The sequence below is a fragment of the Segatella copri genome, assembly GCF_009494835.1.
Classification (GTDB): domain Bacteria; phylum Bacteroidota; class Bacteroidia; order Bacteroidales; family Bacteroidaceae; genus Prevotella; species Prevotella copri_F.
This window is the reverse complement of record NZ_VZBE01000036.1, coordinates 38,450-50,739: the sequence shown is the minus strand read 5'-3', so window position 1 is coordinate 50,739 and position 12,290 is coordinate 38,450. Positions and strand designations below refer to the sequence as shown.

Sequence of the window (12,290 nt, the reverse complement as noted above, 5' to 3'; positions counted from 1 at the left end):
GAAATAAAAAAATCCCCCTCATTGCAAATCAATGCAGCGAGGGGGATTAATCATTATGAGTAATCTAAAAATTCTAATCTTTCTTTTCTTCTGCAGGCTCTGCCTTTGTTGTCTTCTTAGCTGGAGCCTTCTTAGCAGGAGCCTTCTTGGCTGCAGGCTTAACTGCGGTCTTCTTGGCAGGAGCAGCCTTAGCAGGCTTCTCGCCATGGTGCTTCTCTGCCTCCTTCTCTATCTTTTCAATCTTAGCCTGAAGACGGACAATCTCCTTGTCCTTTATCTCAATCTCTTCATCCTGATTCTTGATGGTAGTAAGCAGGCTCTCAAGCTGATCGTTATCAACATCAGTAGGATAGAGGTCGTTTACTCGGGTGATGAAGTCGCCAAGAATGTTCATATAGTTGGTGAAAGCATCGAAAGGACTTGAATAGATACCTCTGTCAAGACCCACATTGCTTGGCTTGGTAGTCATGAAACGGAAGTTGTTACTTGCCTGCAGGTAATCCCAGTCCTGATTGATACGTGGATCGTTGGCGATACGTACACGGTCTGCCACACTGTAAAGCTTGTTGAAAGCCTCACGCTGCATCGGGTTACCCAACCATGAACTTACATCACGCTCCTCGTCTACCCAACTCAAGGTATCAGGCACATTCACCTCGCCTACCGACTTGATCTTCTTGCAGATTTCTGAAGGTGTTGAGAAGGTGATGCCACGGTCCTTGGCACACTGAGGCAAAGCCTTCATAAACTCGAGGATATTGCTTGACAGAGGCTGGGCAATACCAAGAGCAGAAAGCTCCATGAAGATATTGATAACCTGCTCCTCATCTGGGAAGGCAGCAATCCGGTTCATATAGTTGTCGGCAAAGAGTGGATAACCATCCCAATCGCTGTTGCTGAAGCGCAGAGAGATATCATCGCTCAGGTTCACATCACGCAACAGGAGCTTCAACTTAGGGTTCAGGGCGCAATGGTAAACATAGTGAGGAGACTTCCAGCCGAGCACGTGCTTGGCACCCTCGGTGAGCATACCAATGAATCCCATGTTGGCAACATCGTTACCGATATCATCGCTGTAGATGAGCGAAGAGTTGCGCAATACGGTAGGTTTCTTTCCGAAATATTCCTCAATCTTAGTACACTGGCGCATCACCTCATCCTTGAAACTTGCCTCATTAACCAGAGAAGCAAGTCCGTGAGAGTAAGGCTCAGCCAGGAACTCTACACAACCCGTATTGTTGAGCTGCTGAAGCTTCTCCAGTACCTGAGGAGCATGAAGTTCCAACTGCTCCATACCCACACCCGAAAGCGAGAAAGCTACCTTGAAATACTTGCCGTTCTTTTCAATCATCTCCTGAAGGGCATTCAAGGCTGGCATATAAGAGCGCTCAGCAATCTCGTTGATGCTACGGTCGTTCTCGTAGTCATCATAGTAATAATGGTCGGTACCGATGTCGAAGAAGCGGTAGCGTTTCAGATGGGTAATCTGATGTATCTCGAAATATAAACAAATTGTTTTCATAATTATTAATTATTAATTTTTAATTATTAACTGCCCATTACTTCCACCCTAAGGTCTTGAGGTACAGGTCTTTGATGCGGGCTCCCACTTTTTCCCAGGTAATCTGGTCTACTTCTTTCTTGCCTTCCACTGAGAGATAATCGAAAAGACTCTCGTTGTGACAGATGCTGTAGATGGCATCGGCAAGGGCATGGATATCCCAGTAGTCTACCTTGATACAGTTGGACAGGATTTCTCCACATCCACTCTGCTTGGAGATAATGGTTGGTGTGCCGCACTGCATAGCTTCCAAAGGTGAGATACCGAACGGCTCGCTCACAGATGGCATCACGTAGACATCACTGTCTTTCAGACATTCATAAACCTGTTTGCCGCGCATAAAGCCAGGGAAGTGGAACCGGTCGGCAATGCCTCTTTCGGCAGCGAGATAAATCATCTGATCCATCATATCGCCCGAACCTGCCATACAGAAACGCACATTGCGGGTACGGTGCAATACCATGTTGGCAGCCTCTACGAAATATTCAGGTCCCTTCTGCATGGTAAGACGTCCTAGGAAGGTTACTACCTTCTCCTTGCCCTTATGATTTGGGCGTGGAATATCCTGCCACTCCTGCTTCAATGGGTATACGGCATTGTGCATGGCAAAACACTTGCGTGGATCCTGATGATACTGGTGAATCACCGTCTGACGGGTCAGCTCGGATACACACATGATGCAGTCGGCATTATCCATACCGTCTTTCTCGATAGCGTAAACGGTAGGGTTCACCTTTCCACGGCTACGGTCGAAATCGGTAGCATGAACGTGGATGCACAATGGTTTGCCACTCACGCGCTTGGCATGAATTCCGGCAGGGAATGTAAGCCAGTCGTGAGCATGGATAATATCAAATTCTTCTGAACGGGCTACAACTCCGGCAATGATGCTATAGTTGTTGATCTCGTCATGAAGATTTGACGGATAACCACCGGCAAAGTCCATACAGCCGAGGTCATTTACATGCATATAGTTAAAATCGGCATAGATGTGGTCACGGTAGCGGAAATAATCGTCCGGATTCATGATATTGCCTACGCGCTGCTGCACATAGTCGTGATTTACATCTCGCCAGGCGATAGGCACACTGTTCATTGCCACAATCTTGCAGGCACTGCGGTCCTCATCACCGAAAGGATGAGGCAGACACAATGTGATATCAACATCGCCCTGGGCATGAAGTCCCTGGGAGATACCAAAGTTGGCAGTTGCCAAACCACCAAATACGTGAGGAGGATACTCCCATCCAAACATTAAAACTTTCATATAGCAGTCCTCCTATTATTAATATTGATATTTTTCAAGTAACTCGAGCGCACGCAGAATCTCAGCCACATTCATGGCGAAAGAGATGGCACCACGACCTGCGAATGGAGGGTTTCCATCGAAGAGTTCGCTGATGGTACCTAGACAGTGGTAAGACATTTCGTCCTCATAACCTACCATCTGGCGTTCGATAAAGCTCAAGCGGGTACGCTTATAGAGTTTCAGACTTGCCTCCATATAGAAGCCACCGAGCCATGGCCATGCCGTACCCTGATGGTAAGCATAGTCGCGCTGGGTCTGCGGACCTACATAAACAGGATTATATCCTCCGCTCTTTGGCGAGAGTGAACGCAATCCCTTAGGAGTAAGAAGTTCGCGTGTACAGATATCAAGTACCTGCTTCTTCTGGTCTTGCGACAATGGAGAATAGTCGAAAGCCACTGCAAATATCATGTTCGGACGAACGCTCCAGTCCATCATATTGCCATCTACATAATCGTAAAGATAGCCATATTCATTGAGGAAGGTATCGAGGAACGCCTGCTTGGTCTGCTCAGCCTGAGCCAGGAGTTTCTGCTGGTTGTCTTCCTCGCCTACTGTTGCAGCAAGAGAAGCACAGAAACACAAGGCGTTATACCACAGCGCATTAAACTCTACGATATAACCTGTACGTGGAACCACTGGTCTGCCATTGGCTGTAGAGTTCATCCAGGTTACAGCCTTATCCTTACCGTCAGTATAGAGCAATCCGTTCTCTTCGAGTTTCAGGTTCGGATGCTTGTTATCCTGGATAAAGGAGATGACATCCTTGATAAACTGTCCATACTTCTTGAAGCATTCTTCCTTGCTGGTTTCCTTGGCATACTGCTGCAAAGCCCAGATAGCCCACAATGGCACGTCAGGCTGCTCTATCTCAGCAATATGAACGCTGACCGGCTTGCCTTCCATAAACTCGTAGTATCCCTTCATGGCAGTCTTCATCACCAGTTCGAAGTAGTCATCTTCCTCGATAGAGAGGGTGAGACCAGGAAGAGCGATGAATGTATCGCGGGCACGGCACTTGAACCAAGGATAACCTGCCAGGATATAACGGTCATCGTTCTTTTCACGACGATGGAACTGATGAGCCGCATTGACCAGACAGTGGAAGAAATTGTCACGAGGCGAACGCTCATCCACTTCCTTGTCGAAGAGCTTCTTCAGGCTGACCGCCTTGATTTCTGATGTAGAAGCAGCAAAGACGATGGTTTCGCCTTTCTTGATATCCATTTCAAAATAGCCAGGAACATAGAGGTCTTCGTTAGAAGCATAACCTCTCTCCTGCTCCTTTGGATATTCCACGCCACGATACCAATCTGGACAGAATTTAAACTCGTTCTTCTTGGAGAACTGCATGTAGAGATCTGGATAACCTGCATACATACAGGTCTTGATGCCATGATCTACCTCAGCATAATCACGAGATGCGGTAGCATTCTCATGAGTAAACTGACGGACACTGCGGAAAGCCAGGAATGGACGGAAGCGAAGGGTTGTAGCCGAATGGCCGTCTACCAGGGTATAGCGAATCAGAATGCGATTCTCATAATGCTGGAATACAACTTCCTTTTTCAGGATAACACCACCTACGCGATAAAGGGTAGTTGGCACTTTATCACAATCAAACTCACGAATGTACTTGTGGCCCATCGGACTGTAGTTGTTGCCCTGGTACTTGTGCAAGCCGAGGTTAAACTCAGCTCCATGCTGAATCACCGTAACATCCAGCGAACTCAAGAGCACATGATTCTCATCGTCCAGTTCTGGAACCGGCACGACAAGTAATCCGTGATACTTGCGGGTATTACAGTCTACAATCGTTGAGCACGAATATGCACCCGAGCGATTTGTCCTCAACAACTCCTTAGGCAACGACTCTTGAAGATTCGTCATAAGGGCCTTTTCGAATTTTAGATAACTCATAGATCTATATTAAGGTTCTATATTTTTGTTGACTAAATTAATTGCTTTCAAAGGTAACACTTTTTTGTGGTATAACAAAGCTTTTTGTATGCCATTTTTAGAAAAAATTGCCTTTTTATGTTCTAAAACATATTTTTAGACAAAAATGCTTGATTATTTCGAGAAAAAGCATTACTTTTGCACTCAGTTTTCAGTTTAAAAGATTTGTACACATGGCAGCTAGAGGAAAATACGATAAAGAAAATATAGCAATGCTGATTGCTAAGCTATGGGGAGGCATCACTGATGACCAGTTCGATTTACTGAAAGAACATCTGGAAATCAAGAAGTATAAGAAGAACGAAATCATCTACAAGAACGAGGGTACTCCCGAATATGCACTATGTCTCATAGCGGGAAAAGTGAAGATATACAAAGAAGGTATCGGTGGCAAAAGCCAGATTATCCGTGTTATCAAGCCGATTGAATTTTTTGGTTTCAGAGCCTATTTTGCGGATGAGATATACAAGACGGCAGCCATGTCGCTGGAAAACTGCGTCGTTGCCCAGTTCCCGCTGGCAGTTCTCATGAAACTGATCTCCAAGAGTTTCAACATCGGCTTCTTCTTTATCAAATATCTCAGTGTGGAAATAGGTAAATCGGACGACCGTACCGTGAACCTCACCCAGAAACATATCCGTGCCCGACTTGCCGAGGGACTGATATTTCTGAAAGACTCTTATGGGTTAGAAAAAGACGGAAAAACTCTTGACATCCGATTGAGTCGTGAAGATCTGGCAAATCTCTGTAATATGACAACGAGCAATGCCATCCGTACGCTCTCAGCCTTTACGGCAGAAGGACTCATCAATACTGAAGGAAGGAAAATCAAAATCTTACAGGAAGAAGAAATCATAAAAATAGCAGAACTCGGATAAAGTTCTGCTATTTTTTATTTATATGTTTTACATTATACGTTTTTCTTGATACATTTCCCTTATTACGGGCATACTGGTTATACGGGTATCAGGAAGTTGATAACCTCCTGAATTACAGTAATCTGGAATGGGCCAACCGGTGTATTCATCAATCTGCCATCAATACCTATCAGGGCATGCTGGGCATCGAGCACCTCTACCTCTCGGGTACGGTAAGGATGCACACTCTTATGGTTGAGGAACTTACCTTTCACAAAAAGATAGATTCCCTCGAAGAGCTGGGTTGTCTTAGGATGAGATACCACCGACACATCGAGCAGTCCGTTATATGGCACAGCATTCGGAGTCTGTCCATATCCTGTTCCATTGCCTATACACATCGTCATCACTCTACGCTTGATAACATCCGAATTGATTTTCACATGCATCTTATAGTCCAGACGCTGGAATATCATCAGGATGAAGGAACAGAGAAACGACAGGGTACGTGAACCGAAGATATGATGGGTTTTTCGTCTCAGGTTCATGATGGCGGCGATGAGTCCGATATTGATACAGTTGAGGAAATAGCGACGGCATTTCTCCCCCTTCTTGTTCACATAGCGGATACAACCGAGGTCAATCTTTCTGATACGACGTTTTTTCAGCGACGCCACCGTCTTCTCGATATCGCTGTCGCTGAATCCCCAGAAGTGGGCAAAGTCGTTCATCAGTCCGTTAGGAATAACCCCCAGTGCCACCTCTTCTCTTTCTTTCGGATCTATCTGCATCAGACAGTTTACGGCATCATTGAGCGCAGAATCTCCACCAACGATGACAATGGTCTTATAACCATTGTTGATAAACATTCTGATGAGCCGTTCTACGCTCTTCTGATTCTCGCTCTGCACAAAGTCGTAATCCACGCCCTGCTGCTTGAGCACCTTCTCTATTTTTTCCCAGCGCTTGTTACTTCGCCAGCCTCCTCTAGGGCAATAAAGCAGCCCCCATTTATTCTCGTTTACCATTGTCTCTTCTTTGTAATTTGAAAGTTGTATAAAATATGACTTCCGCCCAGCCACCGTTGCATCCGATTCCATCGGATGCCAGCCCTAGCCAGATTCCAGGCCGCAGCCTAGCTCCTCATCAGCTCCAAAACCGTCTCCACCTTTTTCTCCATTGGCTGCAATGCATCTACCCAATGGATAGTAAAGCCTCTGCGCTCCATACCTCTGAACCACGTCATCTGCCTTTTGGCAAACTGATGGATTGCTATTTCCAAACCGCGATACATCTCATCGTATGAAGTCTTACCGATCACATATTCTGTAATAAACTTATATTCCAAACCATAATAGATGAGATTTTCGGCAGAAATACCACGATCTAGCAGTCCCTTGATTTCATCTACCATTCCCTCATCCAATCGCTGTTTCAGTCTCCGTGAAATTTTTTCCCTTCTTGCGTCCCGGTCTATGCTGACACCGATAATCAGCGAATCAACCGCAGGGAGTTCACGTTCGGGCATCGGATGCTCCAGATTATAGCTTTCAATCTCTATCGCCCGGATAGCTCGCTGTGCTGTATCCACGTCTGTGCGATTGTGCATATTAGAACCCGTTTTCGCCTTCAGCTCTTTCAGTATCAGCGTAAGTTCCTCTAAACTCTTATGAGCCAATGACTCACGGAGTTCCGGGTTCTGCGGAACAGGTGAGAGATGATAACCTTTCAGCACCGACTCAATATAGAGTCCTGTACCTCCACATAATATCGGAAATGCCCCTCTCTTCTGAATATCCTGATAGGCATCATAAAAATCCTGCTGATATTCAAAGAGATTATATTTCGTACCAGGCTCACAGATGTCAATGAGGTGATAAGGTATCTGCTTGCCATGGATGGTATAGTCAGCCAGATCCTTACCCGTACCTATATCCATGCCGCGATATATCTGGCGGCTGTCAGCACTAATGATTTCAGCGCCCTTGGCAGGGGTACCCGACAAATGGGCACCCAGGCTATTGATCCTGGCTGCAAGAGCGGCAGCAAGACTCGTCTTACCACTCGCCGTAGGTCCCAATATGGTTATCATCGAATATTTCATGCCGCAAAGTTAAATGAAATTATTGAGAAAACAAAATAAAATGAAAAGAAATTCTCACTTATAAAAACAAAAAGCCGTCCAGCATTGAAAAAATGCTGGACGGCCATATACTTAATCGTTAAGAGACAACGAATTAACCGTTGTGCTTCTTCATGATCTTGATCAACTCAACAACCTTGTGTGAGTAACCAATCTCGTTGTCATACCAAGAAACAACCTTAACGAAGTTGTCTGTCAAATAAACACCTGCGTTAGCGTCGAAGATAGATGTCAAAGCGCAACCCAAGAAGTCAGAAGAAACAACAGCATCCTCTGTGTAACCGAGTACACCCTTCAACTCACCCTCAGAAGCAGCCTTCATAGCAGCGCAGATAGCCTCCTTAGAAGCAGCCTTCTTCAAGTTAACTGTCAAGTCAACAACAGATACGTCCAAAGTAGGAACACGCATAGAGATACCTGTCAACTTACCGTTCAACTCAGGGATAACCTTACCTACAGCCTTAGCAGCACCTGTAGAAGAAGGGATGATGTTGCCAGCAGCTGCACGGCCACCACGCCAGTCCTTCATAGATGGACCGTCAACAGTCTTCTGTGTAGCAGTTGTAGAGTGAACAGTTGTCATCAAACCTGTCTCGATACCGAAGTTATCGTTCAATACCTTAGCGATAGGAGCCAAGCAGTTTGTTGTACAAGAAGCGTTAGAAACGATCTTCTGACCATTGTACTTGTCAGTGTTAACACCGCAAACGAACATATCAGCCTGGTTACCGTTAGCGTCAGCCTTAGAAGGAGCAGAAAGTACTACGTACTTAGCACCAGCCTTCAAGTGCTTCTCAGCCTTGTCATAAGCGAGGAAGAGACCTGTAGACTCAACTACGTACTCAGCACCAACCTCATCCCACTTCAAGTTCTCAGGATCACGCTCAGCAGTAACACGGATGTGGTTACCGTTAACGATCAACTCGCTCTTCTCAACGTCAGCCTCGATAGTACCGTCGAAATGACCGTGCATTGTATCATACTTCAACATGTAAGCCATGTAATCAACTGGGCACAAGTCATTGATAGCTACTACCTGTACTTCCTTTGCGTTCTCAGCCTCAACTGTAGAACGGAATACGAAACGACCGATACGGCCAAATCCGTTAATACCAATCTTAATCATTGTTCTTAATATTTAAATTAAAAGTTTAATAAAAATTACTTTTTTAACTGCTTTCGAGCGTTCATCCGATGCTGAAACATTCAAAATTTTACGCCTTAGAGCATTTTTCTTCTTTTCGAGCGCAAAGTTACTAATTTTTTTCTAACTTTGCAACCAGAATGAGTATTAAATAAGTTAAAAAAGAATAGTAGAGCTTTAATATTGGCATTATTTTCACTCATTACATGCCATACTGACAACTCCATATTGCAAAAAGCAAAGAAAAAACTCTGCATTCTATACCTTATTATATATATAAGAAAAGAGAAAAAGAAAAACAATCAAACTATAGTTATAATTAAAAAGATAAAAGTATGAGTAAATTTTTGAATGAATTCAAGGAATTCGCCATGCGTGGCAATGTGCTCGACATGGCTGTCGGTGTCATCATCGGTGGTGCCTTTGGCAAAATCGTAAGCTCCGTTGTAGATGATGTCATCATGCCTCCTATAGGATGGCTGATTGGCGGCGTGAATTTCGCCGACCTCAAATTCACCCTACCTACCGTCAATGTAGCGGGTGAGGAACTGAAGGCGGCTACCATCAACTACGGTAACTTCCTCCAGACCTGTTTAGACTTCCTCATCGTTGCCTTCTGTATCTTCATGCTCATCAAAGTGGTGAACAAGATTTCCAAGAAGAAGGAAGAGGAAAAACCGGCAGAAGCTCCTAAGGCTCCGGAGCCAAGCAATGAAGAAAAACTCCTCATGGAAATACGTGATCTCCTGAAGAACCAGAAATAAGAATAAAAAAAAGTCGCCCTCTTTGAAGGCGACTTTTTATTCTGTTTATTCCCACTCAATTGTCGAAGGTGGTTTTGAAGAGATGTCATAACATACACGATTTACACCCTTCACCTTATTAATAATCTCATTACTTACCTTAGCCATGAAATCATAAGGAAGATGTGCCCAGTCAGCAGTCATCGCATCAGTACTGGTTACAGCACGCAAGGCAACCGGATGCTCGTATGTACGCTCATCACCCATCACACCTACTGAACGGACAGTAGAAAGCAATACGGTACCAGCCTGCCAGATCTGATCGTAGAGAGAAACCTCGATCTCGCCATTCTGCATGTCAGCAGGAACACCGGCAGCCAGAACGCGACGAGCTTCCTCACCACTCAACTTCACCTTATACTCACGCAAGCCACGGATATAGATATCGTCAGCATCCTGAAGGATACGTACCTTCTCAGGAGTGATATCGCCCAAGATACGGACAGCCAAACCAGGACCTGGGAATGGGTGACGAGTAATCAGGTGCTCTGGCATACCCATAGAGCGACCTACACGGCGAACCTCATCCTTGAACAGCCACTTCAAAGGCTCACACAACTGAAGGTTCATCTCCTTAGGAAGACCACCTACGTTGTGATGACTCTTGATCACCTTACCGGTGATATTCAAGCTCTCGATACGGTCAGGATAGATAGTACCCTGAGCCAACCACTTGGCACCAGTCTGCTTTTTAGCCTCAGCATTGAAAACCTCTACGAAGTCGCGGCCGATAATCTTACGCTTCTTCTCAGGGTCAGTAACACCAGCCAGATCAGCAAAGAACTTCTCTGATGCATCCACGCCGATTACATTCAGACCCAAACACTTGTAATCCTCCATTACATCACGGAACTCGTTCTTGCGGAGCATACCATGATCTACGAAGATACAGGTAAGGTTCTTACCGATAGCCTTGTTCAGGAGAACGGCAGCCACACTGGAGTCAACACCGCCAGAAAGACCGAGGATAACCTTATCGTCACCCAACTGTTCCTTCAACTCAGCAACTGTTGTCTCAACAAAAGAGTCAGCACTCCAGTCCTGCTTACTTCCGCAGATATCAACCACGAAGTTCTTCAAGAGCTGTGTACCCTGCAAAGAGTGGAACACCTCTGGGTGGAACTGTACTGCCCATACAGGCTGTTTGGTAGAAGCATAAGCAGCATACTTCACATTAGCAGTAGAAGCGATGCACTTGTAATCATCAGGGATAGCAGTGATGGTATCACCATGGCTCATCCAAACCTGAGAGTTCTCGATGAATCCCTTGAACAAAGGATTCTCCTTATCGAAATGCTCCAAGTTGGCACGACCATACTCACGGCTGTCAGCAGCCTCCACCTTACCGCCCTGGGCGTAAGAAAGGAACTGAGCACCGTAGCAGATGCCGAGTACAGGAATGCGGCCGATAAACTGGCTCAGATCTACCTTGAAAGCTTCCGGATCATGAACGGAATAAGGGCTACCGCTCAAGATGACACCAATGACAGATGGGTCATCCTTTGGAAACTTGTTGTAAGGCATGATCTCGCAGAAGGTATCGAGTTCACGGACACGACGGCCGATGAGCTGTGTGGTCTGTGAACCGAAATCCAAAATAATAATCTTCTGTTGCATAATATCTAATTTTAATTTACAGTTTACAATTTATAGTTTATAGTAATCTTGCTATACGGCATAGCCGCTATTAACTATAAACTATTAACTAACGATTTCAGGAATGCTTCCGCCTCTTTCAGCGTCTCCTGCTTTCCCACATCCATCAGCTTGAGGTCGTTCTTTACATATCCCTCTATGCGCACCTTGTCGCAATGCTTCAGATAGAAGTCCATGATAGGGAACTTGCCCGGTTCCTCCTCCATCAATGGAAAGAGCGATGGGGCAACCATGTGGATGCCCGAGAAAGCATACATCTTATAATCTTTGGGATTGAGATCAGGATAAGGACTCTTCACCTCGCCCGTTTCTATATTCGTCCATCCCACCAGTCGCATGCTGTCATCAAAGAGCAGATAGCGCTTGGTCTTGCGTTCGCTCACCATCAGGCGGGCAGCAATCATATCCCTGCTCTCCATCTGGTAGAATTTCTTCAGATCTACATTACTCAGAATATCCACGTTGTGGATAAGAATAGGCTCTGACTGGTTGAAGAGCGGCCATGCCTTCCGGATACCTCCACCCGTTTCGAGCAGCTTTTCACTCTCATCACTGATACGGATGTCCATACCGAAGTTATCATGTGCTCTGAGATAATCGATAATTTGTTGGGAGAAATGATGCACGTTCACTACAATGCGAGTGAAACCGGCATCCTTCAACTGAAAGATGACACGTTTGAGCAAAGGTTCTCCCCCGACACTTACCAGAGCCTTCGGAATGCGGTCGGTAAGTGGCTTAAGGCGAGTGCCCAAACCTGCTGCGAATATCATTGCTTGCATCATTGCTAAATAGCTATTTTAAAATGTGCGTGCAAATTTACTAACTTTTTGCGAGATAGCCAAATTTGCACGCTAT

10 protein-coding genes are annotated in these 12,290 nt (G+C 45.4%); 2 read left to right on the top strand and 8 right to left on the bottom strand.

Going from position 1 to position 12,290, the window contains the following annotated elements:
- Positions 1-73: 73 nt before the first annotated feature.
- Genes F7D47_RS05765 through F7D47_RS05755 form a run of 3 tightly spaced genes read right to left on the bottom strand, consistent with a single transcriptional unit; the run spans position 74 to position 4,790 of the window.
- Entirely contained in the window at positions 74-1,522 is a 1,449-nt protein-coding gene (locus F7D47_RS05765; RefSeq protein WP_153095768.1) for a glycoside hydrolase family 57 protein, read from the bottom strand.
- 37 nt (positions 1,523-1,559) lie between these two features.
- The gene (locus F7D47_RS05760; RefSeq protein WP_117587346.1) at positions 1,560-2,828 is read right to left on the bottom strand and encodes a glycosyltransferase family 4 protein; all 1,269 of its coding nucleotides are present in this window, start codon (positions 2,826-2,828) and stop codon (positions 1,560-1,562) included.
- An 18-nt stretch (positions 2,829-2,846) separates the two neighbouring features.
- Complete coding sequence (locus F7D47_RS05755; protein WP_153085575.1) at positions 2,847-4,790, bottom strand: glycogen debranching enzyme N-terminal domain-containing protein; 1,944 nt, start codon at positions 4,788-4,790, stop codon at positions 2,847-2,849.
- A 212-nt stretch (positions 4,791-5,002) separates the two neighbouring features.
- Here F7D47_RS05755 and F7D47_RS05750 point away from each other — a divergent pair, with 212 nt between their 5' ends.
- Positions 5,003-5,707: a Crp/Fnr family transcriptional regulator gene (locus tag F7D47_RS05750; RefSeq protein ID WP_022121646.1), complete on the top strand. Its 705-nt coding sequence runs from the start codon at positions 5,003-5,005 to the stop codon at positions 5,705-5,707.
- 77 nt (positions 5,708-5,784) lie between these two features.
- Here F7D47_RS05750 and F7D47_RS05745 read toward each other — a convergent pair whose 3' ends face one another.
- The 3 genes from F7D47_RS05745 to gap form a co-directional block, all read right to left on the bottom strand.
- Positions 5,785-6,714 carry a diacylglycerol/lipid kinase family protein gene (locus F7D47_RS05745; protein WP_022121645.1) on the bottom strand — a complete coding sequence of 310 codons (930 nt, stop codon included), beginning with the start codon at positions 6,712-6,714 and terminating at the stop codon, positions 5,785-5,787.
- Between the two features lie 107 nt (positions 6,715-6,821).
- On the bottom strand, positions 6,822-7,790 hold the full coding sequence (gene miaA / locus F7D47_RS05740) for a tRNA (adenosine(37)-N6)-dimethylallyltransferase MiaA (protein WP_153085574.1): 969 nt from the start codon (positions 7,788-7,790) through the stop codon (positions 6,822-6,824).
- Between the two features lie 133 nt (positions 7,791-7,923).
- The gene (gene gap, locus F7D47_RS05735; protein WP_006846296.1) at positions 7,924-8,955 is read right to left on the bottom strand and encodes a type I glyceraldehyde-3-phosphate dehydrogenase; all 1,032 of its coding nucleotides are present in this window, start codon (positions 8,953-8,955) and stop codon (positions 7,924-7,926) included.
- A 353-nt stretch (positions 8,956-9,308) separates the two neighbouring features.
- Here gap and mscL point away from each other — a divergent pair, with 353 nt between their 5' ends.
- Complete coding sequence (mscL, locus tag F7D47_RS05730; RefSeq protein WP_153085572.1) at positions 9,309-9,737, top strand: large-conductance mechanosensitive channel protein MscL; 429 nt, start codon at positions 9,309-9,311, stop codon at positions 9,735-9,737.
- A gap of 45 nt (positions 9,738-9,782) precedes the next feature.
- Here the strand turns inward: mscL and guaA are convergent, their stop codons facing one another.
- Complete coding sequence (gene guaA / locus F7D47_RS05725) at positions 9,783-11,393, bottom strand: glutamine-hydrolyzing GMP synthase (protein ID WP_022121641.1); 1,611 nt, start codon at positions 11,391-11,393, stop codon at positions 9,783-9,785.
- A gap of 74 nt (positions 11,394-11,467) precedes the next feature.
- Complete coding sequence (locus F7D47_RS05720; protein ID WP_153085569.1) at positions 11,468-12,217, bottom strand: nucleotidyltransferase family protein; 750 nt, start codon at positions 12,215-12,217, stop codon at positions 11,468-11,470.
- Positions 12,218-12,290: the final 73 nt, after the last annotated feature.